The following is an 18,258-nucleotide window of genomic DNA, read 5'->3' on the forward strand; positions in this document are numbered from 1 at the left end:
TTAGTTCCTCCCTGTTATTTTAGTTATATTTACTTGCGGTAATAATTTATTGATTAATTCAGCTTGGGCTAAATCTGTTGAGAATGCTGTAGCTCCACCAGTTGCAACGCCTGCCTCAAATGCTTTCAATGGATCTCTTGTTTTATCAAAAGCCCCAATAAATCCAGCAATCATCGAGTCACCTGCTCCAACTGAGTTTTTGAGTTCTCCTTTTAAAGCTTCTGCGAAATAGACATCTTCGCCAGTAAAGAAAAGTGCTCCGTCACCAGCCATAGATACAATGACATGTTGTGCGCCTAACTCCAAGCATTTTTTTCCGTATGGGATAAGTTCCTCTACACTATTCAACTGAACATCAAATAATTCGGCTAATTCATGATGGTTAGGTTTAATTAAGATAGGCATGTTTGGGAGTGCATTTAGTAATTCTTGTCCTGTTGTATCAATCATAAATTCAGCTTGTTTTTTTTTACAAATTCGGATTATTTTATTATAGAAATTATTTCCTAGTGAAGGTGGAACGCTACCTGATAAGATAACAACATCGTTTGCAGTTACTTTATCCATTACAGCAAAAAATTCATTAATTTCTTTTTCTGAAATTGTTGGACCCAAGCCATTGATTTCCGTTTCTTCACCATGCTTTAACTTAATATTTATGCGAGTATCATCTTGCACTGTAACAAAACCAGTTTTCACGCCTTCATTTTTAAGCCAATCTTTAATAAATCCACCAGTAAATCCACCTAAAAACCCTGTAGCAAGATTTGGCACATTTAATTGATTTAGAACACGACTTACATTGATGCCTTTGCCACCAGGTAATTTATAATCTTGTTTCATGCGATTTAATTCACCAAGATTTAGCTGGTCGATTTGTACAATATAATCAATAGATGGGTTTAAAGTAATTGTATAAATCATTTTTCTACCTCGATTATTTTAGTTTTTTGGATAAAGGATTCTTTTACTTCTGAAGGAATATAGTCTGTCACAATTGTTGCTTCTTCTAAAGAGAACATTTTAGAAAATTTAACTTCTGCAAACTTAGTATGATCTGCTACAACAAACACTCGATTAGCTCGTTCTTTTGCAGCACGTTTTACAAAGGCTTCTTCCATATCAGGTGTAGTATAGCCATGTTCCGGATGCATGGCATTAGTACCAATAAATGCTTTATCAAAATGATAGTTTTGAATGTTATCTAAGGCAACTGCACCAATAATTGCTTTTGTATGCACTTTCATTTTGCCCCCTAAAAGATAAGCATCAATATTTTGATGAACTAATTCTTCAATATGTGTTAAACCATTGGTGACTACAGTAATTTTTCGATTTGCTAAATGTTTAATTAACTCTAATGTAGTTGATCCTGCATCTAAATAAATGCAATCATTTTCTTCTACTAGACTAGCACAATATGCAGCAATTTCTTTCTTACTTTGAATGTTTTTGAATGATTTTTCATTCATACTTGGTTCTTGGTTATGTGAGGTAATAAGCTTGGCCCCACCGTGTACACGTTCGATTAGTCCTTGCTCTTCTAATTCGATTAAATCACGACGAATAGTTGATTCAGATGTATTTAATTCTTCTACTAGCTCTTGTAATTTAATGACACCAAATTGCTCAATTCGTTCCATAATAAGTTGTTTTCGCTCTGCATTTAACATACTAGTTCCTCCATCCAAAGTTAGTGTATCATTTTTTTCTTTCAAAATCAACCATTTACATTCAAAATCATTCACACATTTCCAAATCCATTCATATTATAGCATAAATACGTTTATAAACAGTCATAAAAGTGCAACCATTTGTTTTCTTATACAGTTATTACTTTTAGGAGTATACTTATTTGGAAGATATATTTGTATATAGGAGGAAAGAATATGAGTACAGAATTAACATTCGATCAATTAAATAGTTTTTCCAAAAAATGGCGTGAAAATCCGGATAATATGGTAATTCAAGCTAGTATTATGAAAAATGGGATTAAAGCAGCCACAGAAAACCCTGTAGCTAAAGTGAAAGTTCAACCTATTTTTTCTCATGAAGTGACAACAGATAAGGTTTCTAACCAACAGCAAAGTGGACGGTGTTGGATGTTTGCAGCACTAAATACATTCCGTCATAAATTGAACGGAACACTTGGTTTGAAGGATTTTGAGTTATCTCAGAATTATACTAATTTTTGGGATAAGTTGGAGAAGGCAAATTATTTTTTAGAGAATATCATTGAAACCGCACAGGAGGATGAAGATAGTCGTCTCGTTTCATGGTTGCTTGATACTCCACAACAAGATGGTGGTCAGTGGGATATGTTAGTTTCGATTATTGAAAAATACGGGATTGTTCCAAAATCAGCTATGCCAGAAACTTTTCAAAGTAGTAAGTCCGCTGATTTAAATCATTTATTAAACGAACGTCTTCGTACAGATGCAGTTATTCTAAGAAAAGCTGTTAAGAATAAAGTTTCTGTCACACAATTAAAAGAGGAAATGCTTGCAGAAATTTATCAACTTTTAGTGATGTCGCTTGGTGAACCGCCAAAAACGTTTGATTTTGAATACCGTAATAAAGATAATGAGTTTAAACAAGCGTTACAAATTTCACCGACAGATTTTTTCAAACGGTATATTGATATCGACTTGAGAGATTATGTTCCACTTATTAATGCTCCAACAAAAGACAAACCGTTTAATCAAGTTTTCACGGTGGATTATCTAGGCAACATTGTTGGTGGTGCCCCGATTAGATACTTAAATGTTGAAATGGATGTTTTGAAAAAAGCTGCTGCAAAACAAATACAGAATGGCGAAACTGTTTGGTTTGGTTGTGATGTCGGTCAACTTTCAGAACGCACTAGTGGCATTATGGATACAAACATTTTCTTGTTGAATCAAGCTTTTGGCTTTAAAACTACCATGACTAAAGCGGAACGGCTAGACTACAAACATAGTATGTTAACACATGCGATGGTACTAACAGGAGTAAATGTTGTGGACGGAGAAGTAAACCGTTGGAAAGTAGAAAACAGTTGGGGAGAAGCTATTGGCAATAAAGGTTATTTTGTTGCCAGTGACGCGTGGATGGATGAATTTACGTTCCAGGTTGTTGTGCGGAAAAAATATCTATCTGATGAGTTACTAAATGCATTTAAACAAGAACCTATTACCTTGAAACCTTGGGATCCAATGGGCTCGCTTGCTTTTAAATAGTAAATTCTGAAATAACTTCGATTCCATTGGCTATAAAAAGAGCTGCTGCTACGCCGGTACCATCTTTTGTTTTTCCGGAGAAGGTGCCGTCGTAAATAGTACAGCTACCACAAGATGGGCTGTTTTCTTTCATGATTATTTTGGTAATTTTAAGTTCTTTCATTTTAGTTAAGGTGAGTGTAGCACCTCGCTTGTATTCTTCAGTAACATTATTCCCCTCGCTATCAATCACTTTTGCACGACCGCACCAGACATCTCTACCATCTCCACCCACTATTTCAGCAGGATTTCTTGGAGTTGAAAGTCCTCCAATAACCTCTGGACAAAAAGGAATTCCTTCTCCACTTTCAACCAACTGCTTTATTTCTTTATCTTGTCCATCGTATCTGCATGCAATTCCGGCAAGACATGCGCTTACTGCAATCATTCCAATTCCTCCTCTATTATATTTATTCATTTTAACATAAAAAAGCCGCCACCATTTTGTGGTGACAGCCTTCGAATAATTAACTGTTTTGATAAGCTACGGCAATTTGAGCCCCAATTAAAGCATTGTGTTTTACTAATTCGATATTAGCTTCTAGGCTTTTTCCGTCTGTTAATTCTTTTACTTTCCCAAGTAAGAATGGTGTTACGTCTTTCCCGTGGATGTGATTTTCTTCCGCTTCTTTTAAAGCCGTTTGAATCACATCATTGATTACTTTTTCGTCCATAGCAAATTCTTCTGGAATTGGATTCGTGATCACCGCTCCACCTTCAATTTGAAGATCCCATTTCGCTTTAAGTGAAGCTGCGATAATTTCTGGTGAATCTGCGCGTAAAGTTAATTCCACATCGCTTGAACGTGTGTAAAATGCAGGCAATACGTCTGTTCGATAACCGATTACTGGAACGCCTTTCGTTTCTAAGTATTCCATTGTTAAGCTTAAATCAAGAATAGATTTAGCGCCGGCACAAATAACTGCTACATTTGTTTTTGCTAGTTCTTCTAAGTCAGCGGAAATATCCATTGTCGTTTCAGCGCCACGGTGTACTCCGCCAATTCCGCCAGTTACGAAAATACCAATTTCTGCTAATTCTGCACAAATCATTGTTGCTGCTACTGTTGTTGCTCCTAGTTGTTTTGTTGCAACAAGGTAACCAATATCACGACGAGAAACTTTCGCTACGTTTGTGCTTTTCCCAAATAATTCTAGCTCTTCATCAGACAAACCAATTTTTATTTTACCATCAATTAAAGCGATTGTTGCTGGAACTGCGCCGTTATCACGAATAATTTGTTCCACATCACGCGCCATTTCAACATTTTGCGGGTAAGGCATGCCGTGAGAGATTATAGTTGATTCTAATGCTACAATTGCTTTTCCTTCTGCTTTTGCTTGTTTTACTTCTTCAGATAATGATAGATAATTTTTCATTTGAATTCCTCCAGATCTTTTTGTAGTTGGGATGTGGATAAATTTTGGCGAACAGTATACTCTGATTCAAGTGTTCGCGCAGCATTGACACTCCCGGTTTTCAAAATATCTTGCAAAGACTTTCTTTCTAGCCATGCATAAATGACAGCTGAACAAAATGCATCGCCTGCTCCAGTAACATCAACAATGTCTTCAATGACTATTGCTGGTTCAAAAATGACACCTTCTGCTTTATTCGCTGCGACTGCTCCTTTGCTGCCATTAGTTACAATAACATTTTCGACACCTAATTCGAGCCATTTTTCTGCAGCTAAACGCCAATCTTCGTCACTCTCAATCGTCATTTCTAGATGCGTTTCCGATTCATCTCGGTTACAGATTAGCCAAGTTACATGATCAAGCCGCTCTGGTAAATGAGACATTTTAGGAGAGGATACAGGGACTAAAACTAATGGAATAGAATTAATTTCTGCAAAACTCCCCAAGTATTCTAGCGTTTCTTTGGGGCAGTTCAAGTCCGCGATTATTGCACTTGCTTGACTAAGTAGGCCTTCATTTTTTGCTAATACATCTGGCGTCAGATGGTCATATGCCTCCATGTCAGCAAGAGCCACGAGTAAGTCCCCATTATTTTCGAGTACTGCGGTATAAGAACCGGTTGCAATACTTGGAAATGCAGTGACATAATCTAGATTCATGTATGTATTACTAGCACTTTTAACAGCTTCCCAATCTGAATCAGTTCCACAAGCAGTCAGTAAAATAACTTCTTTTCCGAGGCGTCCAAGATTTTCGCCAACATTTCGGGCAACTCCACCGGCACTTTGGGTAGATCTGACTGGGTTAGACGTAGCAAGTTGCGCTTTGTCTTTAATATAAAACTTCCGATCAACATTCGCTCCGCCTATACAAACGATTTGTTTCGCTTCATTTAAAATATAGGCTTTCCCTAAAATACGACCCTTTTTAATTAGACCGGAAATAAGGTTGGCTACTGTTGGTCTTGATAAATCAAGAATATCAGCAAGTTCTTGTTGAGAAATGTAAGGATTTTTACGGATGGAATTGAAAATTATCTCTTCCTTTTCGTTCATTTTCGCTTTATTATTCTCCACGATATAATGCACCTCCATCCCAAACTTTTGTTCATTTTTTAAACACAAGTTTATTATATATGTAAATGCTTTCTTTTGCAAATAAAAAAACGAAAATATGCTTCTCTTTAGAAGAAAATTTTCGCTTGTTTTATTTATTTTGTAAGAGAGCTAGTTCCTCATCAGTCAATGGACGATATTCCCCTAAACGAAGTGCTTCATCTAGCTTGAGTTTCCCCATAGAAATTCGTTTTAAATATGTGACAGTTTTCCCTGTTGCCGCAAACATTCTTTTTACTTGATGGAATTTACCTTCTTGTATCGTTACATTGATTTCGTTTGGAGTAATAATCTCTAAGTGTGCTGATTTGCAGGTATAACCATCATCTAATGTGATTCCTGTTTGAAATGCTTCTACGTCGGCTACTGTCACATCGCCTTCGATTTTGGCATAATATGTTTTATCAATATGCTTTTTTGGTGATAGTAAATTGTGCGCTAACGTTCCGTCGTTTGTAATAATTAGCAGCCCTTCTGTATCCTTATCCAGCCTGCCCACTGGAAAAGGATTTGTTAGCGTATCTTCTTGTGCTAATAAATCAATAACCGTTTCTGATAGGTTATCTTCGGTTGCGCTAACCACATTTTGCGGTTTATGGAGCATGAAATAAACAAATTCTTGATAGGTAACCGGATTCCCATGAACTGTAATTTGGTCTTTTTCCGGATTTACTTGTAGTTTGCTATCTTTTTGGATAGTACCATTTACCGTAACTGAGCCAGATTTCAGAAGCGGCTTCACTTCTCTTCGACTGCCATAACCTGTGTGAGACAATAGTTTATCTAAGCGCATAATCAAGCTCCTTTTTCTTTTATTGTAACAAAAAAGCAGCATTTTCTCAAAAAGACTACTTATAAAATACCGCTAGACTACAGAGTGGGTCTAGCGGTTGTTCCTATTTAACCTGCACTATCACCTGAAATCATTATATGCTTCTTCAACTGTATTACAATTGAAAACTAGCTTCTATTGCAAGTAAATTATCCCGATAAACTTTCATTTCTTTCCGAGTAATATCTCCTTTTTCAAAATACCGTTGAATTGTTTCTCGCTCAATTTGAGATGCTAGGTCAATGGTAGTTTGCAGCTCTTCCACATCACTTTCTCTTTTAGCATCTTTGGTGAAAAGCGACTGCTCAAAGGTAATTAAGTACTGCGAGATAATTTCTGGACTATATTTCGTGTTGTCTAACTCATGTAATTTTTGTACGATAAATTCATTGTTTTCCTTTTGCAATTTGATGCGCTCTTTTCTGCGCTCTTCGAAAGATAAGGGAACAATTCGGAAACTACGAAAACCGTGACTCAACATTTGACGATATCGTACTCTGGCACGATATTTTTCTTCTCTTGTTTGGACGTATAATCTTTTACCTAGGCGCATCATGACAGACAACCCTACTCCTGTATCAATTTTCCTTTCAAAAACGAGTCTCCTAGTGTTTTCAAGTTGCCATTCTTGTGTCAAACGTCGAAGTTCTTTTTCAGTCGCATTTACTTCTTTATGCTTCATCAATGAAAAAATTCTATCATTGTACATTTTTAAGACTTTATTCATTTCCACCATATTTTCATCTGTTTTATAGGCTTGCAGTTGGTTCACTACATCGCGCAGTAGAGCAATATCAGCTTCATGATCTGCAACTGTCACATCTTTTTTCGCTGCGAAAAGTGGTAAGGTGAAATTCGCAAGTAAAAGTGTGGTGATAATAACGCCCGCCGCAATGAATATAAGCAAGTCTCGCTCTGGAAAGGCATTGCCATTACCAAGTACAAATGGAAGTGAAAGCGCACTGACCAAGGTGATGGTCCCTCTTACACCGGCAACAGTGTAAAGAAAAGTGTTTTTAAACCTGCTAATTAAATCGTTTTTCGGTTGCTCCTCAAAGTTTCGGAAAAACAAAATCCAAAGAAAACGAAGGCCAAGTAGTAAAATGGTAATTCCAAAAATGTACACGAATAGCATACTTTTATGTATATCTGAATCTAACCAAATCGTCTCCATAATTTGTGGCAGCTGCGTTCCCAGTAGAATAAACACTAATCCGTTCAAGCTAAAAGTAATGACAGACCAAGTGTTTTTTGAAAGCAAATTCAGCTGCGCAATTTCAGGATTGATTTTCTTATAGCTGAAAGAGTGAACCATACCACCACTAACAACAGCTAAAATTCCGTTGACTCCTACTTTTTCTGCCACCATAAAAATTAAAAACGGCAGCAATATTTCCATCAGCATAAAGGAAGTTACATTTTCAATTCCCATTTGCCGTAAGCCACGCATTAGTATAATTTTAAGCAAACTCATTACAGCCCCAAGTGCGATTCCACCTAAAGATAGTAATAAAAAGCTTGTTCCAGCAGTCATAAAGGAAAAAGTTCCTGTCACAAGTGCAAGTACTGCAAATTGAAAAGAAACTAGTCCCGAAGCATCATTTATCAGAGACTCACCTTCTAAAATATGCATGATTTTATGTGGAATTTTTACTTTTTCTGCTAAAGCCCCCACCGCAACGGCATCAGTTGGTGCAAGTGCGGCTGCAAGTGCAAATGCGGCTGCAAAAGGGATGACCGGAATTAAATAATGAATAAATGTTCCAAGAATTCCAACTGTCACAAACACTAACCCAATCGATAACGACAAAATTGCTTTCCTGTTTTTCCATAATGATTTTTTATCCGTATTGGCGCCGTCATTAAAAAGAATCGGTGCCATGAAGAGTAGTAAAAATAACTCTGGATTTAAATCCATCGTATGCTCTCCAAGCGGAATTGCCAAAATAATTCCTAACAACACTTGAATCAAAGGCACGGCAATACTAGGCAAGAATCGACTTAGTACATTCGATAAAAAAACAGCACTTAACATTAATAAAATAAGCTCAAAAATCTCCATTGTTACATCCCTCATTTTCTCCCACTCATTGATGTAACTGCGCTATAAAAAATTTTCCCTTAGCGCAATTTGTCTCGTTCCCCATACTAACAAAAAAAATATTCGAAAACATCCGTCTTAGTATGGAGTTTTTTGATAGACGATTTGCTCATTTACAACAGTCATTTCTACCGTAATATCACGGATTGCAGCAGGTTCTATTTGAAATGGATCCTCCGTCAAAATGGTGAAATCAGCAACATAACCTGGCTTGATTTGTCCACGAGTATTGCTTTTATAACTTGCAAAAGCTGCTCCTGTTGTATATAACTGGATTGCTTCATATACGCTTAAAGCTTCTTCCGGCCAGTACTTAACTCCATCTAAATCAGCATTTGCAGTTCTCGTGACAGCAGCATGAATCGCCCAAAATGGATTTGGCACTTCAATTGGTGCATCACTTCCCCCTGCAAGATGAAGCCCAGCGGAAACGAATGATTTCCAGGCGAAAGCTAGTGGTGGATGTGTTTCTCCAAGGACATCAAGCGCCCACGGGAGATCACTTGCCATGAATTGTGGTTGGATATCAAATAGTACAGGCATTTTAGCTGCTTCGGCTACTAATTCTTTTGTAAGCCATGGTGTATGAATTAAGCGGTCATATTGTCCGTCTTTTGGAGGATTGGCACGTAAAGAGCGAATCACATTGGAAAACGCTAAATCCCCGAGAATATGAATTGCTACTGGTAAACCTTCTTTTCTAGCTAGTTTGACTAAATTTTCAAACTCTAAGTCTGAATGGATTTGTAGGCCTTTTTCAGTTGGATTATCGGCATATCCAGCACTCATTAAAGCTGTCCGTGATCCAACTGTGCCATCATAAAAAATTTTCATCGCACCTAGTTCTACAAAATCATCGCCATTAATGAAGGTTTCATTTGAAGCAGTAAATGCCTTCCACTCTGCATGATGAATTAAAAGTTGTGCGCGAAATGGTAGCTTTTCTGCTCCTAATGTTTTTCTAAAAGCAGCTAATGTTGACTCGAAGCCTGTAAAATAATGTAAATCTTCTGAATGAGCACCTGTAATTCCTTTTGACCATAAATCTTTAATAGCTATTTCTAACCATGCTATTAGTTCAGATGGTGTAGCTGGTGGAAAAGCATCAATTGCAAGCGTTGTAGCGTTATCTCTTAAAACTCCTGTAAAATCTCCTACGTGATTTTGAACAATTTCTCCTCCACCATCAAAACCATTTTCCGAAAAATCCTTAATATGTGCTAATAAAGCAGAATTAATCGACACACTATGATAATCAATACGTCTCACTAAAATCGGATTGGTGCTACTTATTCCATCCAAATCTGCTATCGAAATGAAGGTTTTTTCATCAGACCATTTATTTTCATCATAACCTTCGACAAACAACCACTCATCTTCGGCTAGTTGATTCACTCGTTCTGAAATAAGCCCTAATGCTTCTTTTTTTGTCGTGCTTTGATTTAAATTCAGTCGTTCTAGTGCTTGTCCATACCATAATAAATGGATATGGGCATCGACAAATCCTGGGAAAATAATTTTACCAGCAAGATCAATCGTTTCATCAATCTTATGTTGATAACATCTTTCTAATTCCGTTGTTTCACCCACCGCATAAATTCGACCGTTTTCGGTTAATACAGCAGAAACTACTTCACCTTCAGCAGTCATTTGGTAAAATTGACCATTTTTCCATAATTTCATTTCTACTCCTCCTGACTTACGGAAACTTGTAAAGCTGCTTTTTCTTGTTGATCCTTTTTCTGTAGAATTTGTTGTAATGTGATGCTAATAAGTGCACATCCTAGCAAGATAAATGCACCGATGAACAAGGCTTTTATCCCGCCTAAATTTTGAACGACAATCGCGCCAACAAAAGGTGCCAACATTCGAGCAGCTGTAGCCATCCCGTTGACAAGCCCTTGATATAATCCCGCAGCACCTTTTGGAGCAAGTTGGTAGGCAATGGTTGGAATAGCTGGCCAAGCAAACATTTCTCCGAGTGTTAAAAAAATCATCCCAAGCACAAATCCACTATAGACACTTGCATTCATTGCTACAACAAAGGATAGAATAAATAAGAAAATCCCGATATAAATTTGTGCGAGTAAATGCTTTTTAAACCTACCTACAACTGGGATTAAGATGAATTGTCCCAGTACGATAAGCGCACCATTCAGGCTCCATAAATTACCATATTGGCTTGCTGTCACACCTTTTATTTCCGTCATATAAGTAGACAGATTCGACTGCCATTGTACATGTGGTAATTGACAGAACAAATAGGTAAGTAATAATAATACAAACGACCATAGTGCTAGCTTAGTTGGGAACTCTCGCTTGGTACCTTTTTTACGATGCTTTGTTTCCGCAGTGACTTTCTCTGATTTCCAGTCAATTTTATGGAAAAACAAGAAAAAATAACCAGCGAAAATTAGTGCAAAAACAAATGACCCAATATACACATGGCTCATCCCTTGTGTTGCAAGTAGGCCTGCCAAAAGCGGCCCTACAGCAACACCGATATTTTGTGCCACATAAATGGCGTTAAATCCTGTTCTCCCACCAGTCGGATGCGTCAATCCTGCGGCGGCGTAAAGACCTGAGAAGACCATTCCCATCGCAACACCAACTGCCCATAAGTTCCAAATAAAGAATGGAAACCCATGAAAAAAACATAGGGAAGCAGTAGCAAGCACGAGTATAATTGTTCCGATTGTTAATGAAATAAACCCTGAGAAGCGATCAAATATAAGCCCGCCAATGATACTCGATACAATTCCTACGCCAGAATTAATTAATAAAACGAGTGAAGCATCCGTCGTTGTCATTCCTAGTTCTTGTGTCATATAAATCATATTAAAAGGCCAAATAAACGAAAGCCCTGTATAAAGTAACACCATTCCAATAATAACAATCCATAAATCCCTCGGTAACCATTTTGCCATAACTACACTTTCCCTTCATTAAAACTCACTTTTTTAGGTTATCACAACTAACTCCATCCGAAAAGGAAAATTTCATAAAAAAAGGCCACCTAGCAAATTTTGCTGGCGGCTATAAGGGACTGGTAATAATTCCCTATCACGGTTACTATAAGTCTACTATGAAATTGCCTTTTTGTCTGTTAAATTGTAAAAAATATTTCAACTATTTTTTCGAGTAAGCAAATTATAATTCCATTGTCTTATATAATGGTGGAATTGAAGTAGATCCACCTCTAAATAGTATCCTAATTCTCGAATAATATGTCGCCCTTTAAGATCATTCAATTGTTTGCACCAAGTCTCATTTGACATGAATTTTGTGATGTCTTTTCTAACAGATTCTTTTTCAATTTTCCAAGTCGTTGTTCGAATTCTTTCGGGGATTTTTTTGATAAACCACTGAATACTATCGACATTTTTATACCTGTTTAAAGAATTAGTTTCTATTTCAATCAAAGTATCCACATTTAATTCGTCAATATCTTTTAATGTTTCTTCCACATATATTAATGGAATCTTCCAAGCGACAGTTTTACAAAGAGGTTGGATTTTTGTCTGTTCCCTTGTAAACCCAAAAACCATTCCTTTTCCCCACGAGGTATTTTTTTGCGCATATTGCATCACGCTACCTTCATCTATCGCGTAAACGTATTGTCCATTTTCCGGACAATCGATAATTTCCTCTTTTTCCCAGTAAACTAATTTTGCTACTTCTTGAAACATTGGATTACTAGTCAAAAAAAACATTACCTCCATAGTAAACGCTCCTCTCATTTAATTTACCTCATGCTAAATCGAATCTTCTTTTATCATAATAAAAAAAAGAGAAGAAAAACGTTCCTAAAGAACACTCTTCCTTCTCCATTTGTCTATTTTGTGACAAGCTTGCTATTTTTTCAAGCTTTACTCTCACCTTTTCTCATAACTCTCCAAAGGGATAAACAAGTTACACCCTGCAAAATGAAAAATACACCTAAAATAATTCCAATTGCGATAGCTACTAGCGTGTTTGTGAATAGCGAAATAATAGCAATGATTAAACCAAGAATCCCCATTACAAGTAATAGCGTCCAACCTGGCAGCCCTTTGACAGAAAATGCAGTTAAGATACGCAACACTGCTGAAGCTAAAATCCAAATGGCAAAAATAATGATAAAGATACGTTCTGCCATATTAGATTGGAAAATTGCAAAAGCACCAACAACAATAGATAAAATACCATCAAGCATTATCCATTTGGAAATACTCCAATATTTTCGTTCGCCGAAATAAGAAATCACTTCATTAATACCATTTAAAACTAAAATAATTCCGATGAAAATAGTTAGTGCTTTTAGTGAAGTACTTGGATTAAATATTAAATAGATACCAAGACCAATCATCACTATTCCTAAAAGTAAAACAAAATATAAATAAACTTTTCTCATACTACCACTCCTTTTTAATATTTAGTAAGTAATGCCCCTGCTGCTTCGTCGATGATAAACACCACATTCGGATGGTTACGTAAAATGGATGCAGGACAGCTCACGTCTATCGGTCCTTCTAGCATTCCTTTTACAGCTTCTGCTTTGCGGTCTCCTGATGCAGTTACGAGAATTTGTTTCGCATCCATCATATCTGCCAAACCGAGAGTCAGCATTTGTGATGGCGCTTCGTCTTCTTTTAAATTATTGTACATAATGGTACTTTTTATAGTAGATTCATCGCTATCTGCTAAAAATAATCGTGCATCAAATGGAGTTCCTGGCTCATTTGCTCCAAGATGTCCATTTACACCTAACCCTAAAATCTGTAAATCACGCTGATTTTCTTTTAAAATTTGCTTATATCGAGCAATTTCATCCGTGAAATCAGCTAGGCTCCCATCTAATAATTCCACCCTTTTGGGCATTTTGGTAATGAAATCATAGAATTTTTGATGCATATATGTGTAAACAGTAAAGGAAGCATCTCGTTTTGCGACATATTCATCTAAATTCATTAAAAATACTTTTTCAATTGGGATTTCGCCAGCATTAATTCCTTTTACTAGGCCAGCAAACATTCCATCAAAGCTAGCTCCAGTTGTTGTATTGATAACCGGATTTTCCTTTGATTCAATAACTTGTTTCACAACTTCAAGAGCTGCTTGCGACATTTCATCGTACGTTTTCGTTCTGATAATTTTCATCAAATATTCTCCTCCAATTGAACTGCCATACTTCTAGCTTACCCTAACGTTATTGCCTTAAATCAACCCATGTTTCTGAAAGCTTGCAAATAGGCCGTCTTCATCGACAGAACTCGTTACTTCATCAGCCAGAAGTTTCAAATTCTTTTTCGCATTCCCCATAGCAATACCAGTCTTGCAAAAAGTAAGCATTTCTGCGTCATTCATACCATCACCGATACCAATTGTATCTTGTTTATCTTTGGCAATATGTTCAAGAAGTATTTCAATTGCTGTTGCTTTATGAATATTAGGAACCATTAATTCACCACTATCATCTCCAAAGATTGGTACCGTGCAGTGCATTACTTCAAATTTTCCGCTAAATTCGTTTTTGATTTCCTCAAATGGAACTTCTTTATTTTCTAAAAAACAAGCTTTATTTACGTCAGTTCGATAAAGATTTGTTTCTCCAAATGTTAGGCTTCCCATAAATGGATGCGGATTATTTTTTTGTTTTTCACGGGCGATTGGGTCATTTTCCACATCACCATAAATCAATTTATTTAAGTGTGATTCCAAGTTTTCACTTGCAAATAGACCACCATTTGATTCTAAATAAAAGTCTAATTTCTTCTTATTGAAAAAATCAACCATATGTACAACGTCTTCATTCGCTACTTTTTGATGGTAGATAATTTTATCATCTACTTCGACATAACCGCCACCAGCCCCAATAACGCCATCAAAACCAATGGATAAAATAGATTCATATAATTCTGGTTTTGAGCGTCCTGTACATAAATAAACTTGGTGCCCATTGTTACGGGCTTCTATTATTGCTGTTCTAGCGGAGTCCGGAACTAATCCATCATCATTAACTAGTGTGCCATCTACATCTACAAATACTATTTTCTTCGGCATGCAATACCTCTTTTCGTATGTTAATAATTTAATTATAGCATTACTTTACAAATAAAACGTCCCCATATATAACAAAAAAGCAAGAACCCTTTTTAATGAGGATTCTTGCCTTTGTTAATCTGTTAATTAATTTTCAAGTGCCATTAATTTCTGATTATCATCTAGTGCTGATTCGTGTGCATCGTGGCGTTTTTTCAAGTGGCTCATTGATAGATAAAGTAGTCCAACGCATGCGATTAAGATAAGTGAAAGAACAAGCATCGACATACTGTATACATTTGGTCCCATACCTGCTGCCAGTGACTCTCTAAAGGCATAAATCGAGTAGGTCATTGGTAAGAATGGATGGATTAAATTGAAGAACCATCCTGTAAGTGGCATTGGGAATGTTCCGCCCGATCCAGCTAATTGAACAATGAGAAGTACCATTGCAATAAATCGACCAGGGTTATCAAATGTCATTGCAAGAAGCATGATTAAGAACATATATGCTAGGGCTGTGATGATTGCCGTTCCAAAGAATTCAACCATATTATCCGGTCTAAGTCCAAGTGCTATCATGATACCACCTTCGAGTAATGCCATTGCAACGGCTGCAACAAATCCAAGTGATAATTTACTTAACCACCATTTGTATGCTGGTTGCCCTTCCATAGATACACGTCTAATTGGCATAATAAAGTTAAATACTAGTGCACCAACATATAAAGCTAATGATAATACGTATGGTGCTAAGGCGTGACCATAGTTGCTAACGTGTGTGTATTCCTCATGAGCTAATTTTGTTGGAGAGGCAATCATGTTGAAAGTTTTATCTGTTCCGTTAGTATCTTTGATTTGTGCTGCCCCATCAGAAAGTTTGGTCGTTAATTCTGTACTACCATCTGTTAATTTTGTTAGTCCATCACCTAGCTGGAATGAACCATTGGCAAGTTTAGAAGAGCCATCTGCTATTTTAGAAGAACCATCAGCAAGTTGGCTTGTACCAGATAATAGTTTTGGTGAATTGGTTGCTAGTTGATTTAAACCGCTAGCTAATGCTCCAGAACCTGCTTGCAATTGATTTACACCATTCGCAAGTGTTGGTACTTTTGCAGCTAGTTGATTGGTTCCAGCTTCTAGTTGAGTTGCTCCTGATTGAAGGGTATCTGAGTTAGCTGCCAGTTTATTTCCGCCGTCATTCAACTTGCTTAGTCCATTTTCCATATCAGAGCTACCACTCGCAAGTTGGTTAACTCCTGAAGTTAGTGTTGGAATTTGGTTATTTAATGCATTTGTTCCAGCTACTAATTTCGCATTTCCAGATTGGGCTGATTTTAAGCCAGCAGTTAATTGGTTCGCCCCACCAATAAGTGTTTGATTTCCTGAACCATTAAGTGCTTGATGGATTCCATTAAAGGCATCAGTTGTGCCTTGATGAACTGTGGAATAACCTGCTGAAATTTTGGCAACCCCTGTTTGTAGTTCAGATACTTGTGTTTGAATTGCTGCTAAGTCTAGTCCAGATAAGCCACTTTGAAGTTTATCCACTGTTGCTACTTGAGTGGCTGATTTTTGGCTTTCTTTATCTAAATCTGCTTGAATCGAATCAATGATTTTTTGTTTATCTGCTGCGCTAACACCGTCCGTTGCATTAATTTTTGCTTTAATTGCATCGGCATCAAAGTTAGCGTTTGATTTAATAAAAGTTAAACCTGATTGAAGATCTGTAAGGCTTTTTTGCAAAGCAGCTAGTTGTTTAGCGAATGCCGCATCTTCTCCATTGACACTTTTATTTAATTGGTCAATTCCTTGTTGTAAATCGTTCATCCCTTGTTTTAGTTGCGTAATTTTCCCTTGTTTATCAGTTAAATTATTATCTAATTGATTTAGTCCGGCAGTTAGTTTATTACTACCTGCTACCAGTGTATCTAACCCATCTGCAAGGCTTTCTTGTCCGTTATTTAGCTGCGTTACTCCATCTGCTAAAGCTGGGACGCTACCACTCATTTTGTTAAGCCCATTTTTTAATGCACTTGAACCGGAATAAGCTTGATTAATCCCACCAGCTAGAGTGTCTACACCCGTTGTATAAGTGAAAACACCATCGGATAATTTTGTTGCGCCATTATCTAATGCTTGAACACCATCTTTAAGCGGACCAACTCCAGCAGCAAGTGTAGATACTCCTGCGTTTAGTTTATCGCCACCAGCTGATGCCGTGTTTACGCCATCTGTATATGTTTTTAGACCCACTTCTAACGTATTTGCCCCATCTTTAAAAGTTAATGAGCTGTCTGCAAGTGTCTTTAGATTTGTTGAAATGGTTTTATTGCCCTCTTGTGATTTTTCTAGTCCATCTTTTAATTTTCCAGAGCCATCCGCTGCTTGCGCAAAACCATTACCCGTTTCTTTAATTTTATCAAAAATTGCTTCTGCATAAGATTTCGTTACCTCTGCTGAAACCTCGCTTTTAAGTTGTTTGGCTCCTTGTTCACTCACTACTTGACCTAAGTAATTAAGCGAACCATTTGTTTTATAGGATAATTCCATTTTTTTCGGATTTTTATCTAAAACAGTTGCTGCATTTTTTGAGAAATCTTTTGGAATCGTGACAATCATATAATATTTACCATCTTTTAAACCTTTTTCAGCTTCTTCCGATGAAAGGAAATTCCAATCGAGTTCGTCGTTACTTTTCAGTTTAGTTACTAATTGGTCCCCTACGTCCATTGTTTGACCATTGTAATCTACCGCAACATCATTGTTAACAACCGCTACTGGTAAATCTCCTGCCTTACCATAAGGATCCCAGACTGATTTTAAGAAAAAGCTTGCATATAAAAGTGGAATAAATAAAATAACTACAAATGACAACAATAGAATTTTATTTTTGAATAATTTTTTCCACTCATTTTTTACCATATCCATTTTATTACCGCACTTCTTTCTGTTTAAAGATTTATTACGCTTCGTTCCAATCTATGATAGTTGTCCGTTCTTTCCCAATAACTTGCTCGACTAAAACAGATAATTTTTGTGAGTATAGATAATTAGCGTATTCTTTATCCGCATTTCTAAAAGCGCTTGTAATGGTATGAATACCGGACTCTGCAAATTCGTGATAGTCGGAGAAAACAGTGTGGATTAAGTCTGAGTCTGGATATGTGTCAATTTTTCCTTCCACTGCTTCTACTATGTCTAACAAATTGATTTCTTCTGGATCTTTGGCAAGTGTGAACCCGCCGTTGTTTCCAGATACTGAATTAATCAGTCCGCTAACAACCAGTTTTCTTAAGATTTTACTAATGTAAGATGGTGACGAATCACGCAAACGGTGATGGATAGTTACGGAAGAAATGGGAACATCTGCCTTCTGGGTGTACAACATCGTCATAATACAAAATACCTGGTCCATACTTTTACTCAACTTCATAATAAAATCCTCCCTCTTCCCATTGTTACCTTTTAATGTCTTTAATAGACATTTAACATCTATATACAATACACCCAT

General features: G+C 36.8%; 16 protein-coding genes. 1 reads left to right on the forward strand and 15 read right to left on the reverse strand.

The window, feature by feature from the left end:
• Positions 1-924, reverse strand: a complete 924-nt coding sequence (gene pfkB / locus CKV67_RS11735) for a 1-phosphofructokinase (protein WP_014093585.1) — start codon at positions 922-924, stop codon at positions 1-3.
• The gene (locus CKV67_RS11740; RefSeq protein WP_014093586.1) at positions 921-1,673 is read right to left on the reverse strand and encodes a DeoR/GlpR family DNA-binding transcription regulator; all 753 of its coding nucleotides are present in this window, start codon (positions 1,671-1,673) and stop codon (positions 921-923) included. The genes pfkB and CKV67_RS11740 overlap by 4 nt, the downstream gene beginning before the upstream one ends.
• 216 nt (positions 1,674-1,889) lie before the next feature.
• On the opposite strand from CKV67_RS11740, the gene pepC reads away from it, so the two are divergent.
• Positions 1,890-3,218, forward strand: a complete 1,329-nt coding sequence (gene pepC, locus CKV67_RS11745) for an aminopeptidase C (RefSeq protein WP_014093587.1) — start codon at positions 1,890-1,892, stop codon at positions 3,216-3,218.
• Here the strand turns inward: pepC and CKV67_RS11750 are convergent.
• From CKV67_RS11750 to CKV67_RS11810, 13 genes are all read right to left on the reverse strand, one after another.
• Positions 3,211-3,645 carry a 2-thiouracil desulfurase family protein gene (locus CKV67_RS11750; protein WP_025280067.1) on the reverse strand — a complete coding sequence of 145 codons (435 nt, stop codon included), beginning with the start codon at positions 3,643-3,645 and terminating at the stop codon, positions 3,211-3,213. The genes pepC and CKV67_RS11750 overlap by 8 nt on opposite strands.
• A 79-nt stretch (positions 3,646-3,724) precedes the next feature.
• Positions 3,725-4,636 (reverse strand): pseudouridine-5'-phosphate glycosidase, encoded by a 912-nt coding sequence (locus CKV67_RS11755; protein ID WP_014093589.1) that lies wholly within the window; start codon positions 4,634-4,636, stop codon positions 3,725-3,727.
• Entirely contained in the window at positions 4,633-5,751 is a 1,119-nt protein-coding gene (locus CKV67_RS11760) for a carbohydrate kinase (protein ID WP_014093590.1), read from the reverse strand. Before CKV67_RS11760 ends, CKV67_RS11755 begins: the two co-directional genes overlap by 4 nt.
• A gap of 130 nt (positions 5,752-5,881) precedes the next feature.
• Positions 5,882-6,583, reverse strand: a complete 702-nt coding sequence (locus CKV67_RS11765; protein WP_014093591.1) for a pseudouridine synthase — start codon at positions 6,581-6,583, stop codon at positions 5,882-5,884.
• Positions 6,584-6,737: 154 nt separating this feature from the next.
• On the reverse strand, positions 6,738-8,684 hold the full coding sequence (locus tag CKV67_RS11770) for a Na+/H+ antiporter (protein ID WP_014093592.1): 1,947 nt from the start codon (positions 8,682-8,684) through the stop codon (positions 6,738-6,740).
• Between the two features lie 117 nt (positions 8,685-8,801).
• Entirely contained in the window at positions 8,802-10,406 is a 1,605-nt protein-coding gene (locus CKV67_RS11775; protein WP_025280068.1) for an amidohydrolase, read from the reverse strand.
• Positions 10,407-10,408: 2 nt separating this feature from the next.
• Positions 10,409-11,650 (reverse strand): MDR family MFS transporter, encoded by a 1,242-nt coding sequence (locus CKV67_RS11780; protein WP_025280069.1) that lies wholly within the window; start codon positions 11,648-11,650, stop codon positions 10,409-10,411.
• 198 nt (positions 11,651-11,848) lie between these two features.
• Complete coding sequence (locus tag CKV67_RS11785; protein ID WP_014093595.1) at positions 11,849-12,463, reverse strand: hypothetical protein; 615 nt, start codon at positions 12,461-12,463, stop codon at positions 11,849-11,851.
• Positions 12,464-12,585: 122 nt separating this feature from the next.
• Complete coding sequence (locus tag CKV67_RS11790) at positions 12,586-13,116, reverse strand: HdeD family acid-resistance protein (RefSeq protein WP_014093596.1); 531 nt, start codon at positions 13,114-13,116, stop codon at positions 12,586-12,588.
• Positions 13,117-13,130: 14 nt separating this feature from the next.
• The gene (locus tag CKV67_RS11795; protein ID WP_014093597.1) at positions 13,131-13,862 is read right to left on the reverse strand and encodes a glucosamine-6-phosphate deaminase; all 732 of its coding nucleotides are present in this window, start codon (positions 13,860-13,862) and stop codon (positions 13,131-13,133) included.
• A gap of 57 nt (positions 13,863-13,919) precedes the next feature.
• Positions 13,920-14,765 (reverse strand): Cof-type HAD-IIB family hydrolase, encoded by an 846-nt coding sequence (locus CKV67_RS11800; RefSeq protein WP_014093598.1) that lies wholly within the window; start codon positions 14,763-14,765, stop codon positions 13,920-13,922.
• A 126-nt stretch (positions 14,766-14,891) separates the two neighbouring features.
• A complete protein-coding gene (locus CKV67_RS11805; RefSeq protein ID WP_014093599.1) occupies positions 14,892-17,675 on the reverse strand; it encodes a YhgE/Pip domain-containing protein in 2,784 nt (927 codons plus the stop codon).
• A gap of 34 nt (positions 17,676-17,709) precedes the next feature.
• Positions 17,710-18,180 carry an Rrf2 family transcriptional regulator gene (locus CKV67_RS11810; RefSeq protein ID WP_014093600.1) on the reverse strand — a complete coding sequence of 157 codons (471 nt, stop codon included), beginning with the start codon at positions 18,178-18,180 and terminating at the stop codon, positions 17,710-17,712.
• Between the last annotated feature and the right edge of the window lie 78 nt (positions 18,181-18,258).

This window comes from Listeria ivanovii subsp. ivanovii (genome assembly GCF_900187025.1).
Classification (GTDB): domain Bacteria; phylum Bacillota; class Bacilli; order Lactobacillales; family Listeriaceae; genus Listeria; species Listeria ivanovii.

Coding starts and splice junctions, on each gene's coding strand:
- CKV67_RS11765 (WP_014093591.1), bottom strand. CDS start 6,583: ATGCGCTTAGATAAACTATTGTCTCACACAGGTTATGGCAGTCGAAGA.
- CKV67_RS11740 (WP_014093586.1), bottom strand. CDS start 1,673: ATGTTAAATGCAGAGCGAAAACAACTTATTATGGAACGAATTGAGCAA.
- CKV67_RS11780 (WP_025280069.1), bottom strand. CDS start 11,650: ATGGCAAAATGGTTACCGAGGGATTTATGGATTGTTATTATTGGAATG.
- CKV67_RS11805 (WP_014093599.1), bottom strand. CDS start 17,675: ATGGATATGGTAAAAAATGAGTGGAAAAAATTATTCAAAAATAAAATT.
- CKV67_RS11790 (WP_014093596.1), bottom strand. CDS start 13,116: ATGAGAAAAGTTTATTTATATTTTGTTTTACTTTTAGGAATAGTGATG.
- CKV67_RS11755 (WP_014093589.1), bottom strand. CDS start 4,636: ATGAAAAATTATCTATCATTATCTGAAGAAGTAAAACAAGCAAAAGCA.
- CKV67_RS11800 (WP_014093598.1), bottom strand. CDS start 14,765: ATGCCGAAGAAAATAGTATTTGTAGATGTAGATGGCACACTAGTTAAT.
- pepC (WP_014093587.1), top strand. CDS start 1,890: ATGAGTACAGAATTAACATTCGATCAATTAAATAGTTTTTCCAAAAAA.
- CKV67_RS11750 (WP_025280067.1), bottom strand. CDS start 3,645: ATGATTGCAGTAAGCGCATGTCTTGCCGGAATTGCATGCAGATACGAT.
- CKV67_RS11795 (WP_014093597.1), bottom strand. CDS start 13,862: ATGAAAATTATCAGAACGAAAACGTACGATGAAATGTCGCAAGCAGCT.
- CKV67_RS11775 (WP_025280068.1), bottom strand. CDS start 10,406: ATGAAATTATGGAAAAATGGTCAATTTTACCAAATGACTGCTGAAGGT.
- pfkB (WP_014093585.1), bottom strand. CDS start 924: ATGATTTATACAATTACTTTAAACCCATCTATTGATTATATTGTACAA.
- CKV67_RS11770 (WP_014093592.1), bottom strand. CDS start 8,684: ATGGAGATTTTTGAGCTTATTTTATTAATGTTAAGTGCTGTTTTTTTA.
- CKV67_RS11810 (WP_014093600.1), bottom strand. CDS start 18,180: ATGAAGTTGAGTAAAAGTATGGACCAGGTATTTTGTATTATGACGATG.
- CKV67_RS11785 (WP_014093595.1), bottom strand. CDS start 12,463: ATGAGAGGAGCGTTTACTATGGAGGTAATGTTTTTTTTGACTAGTAAT.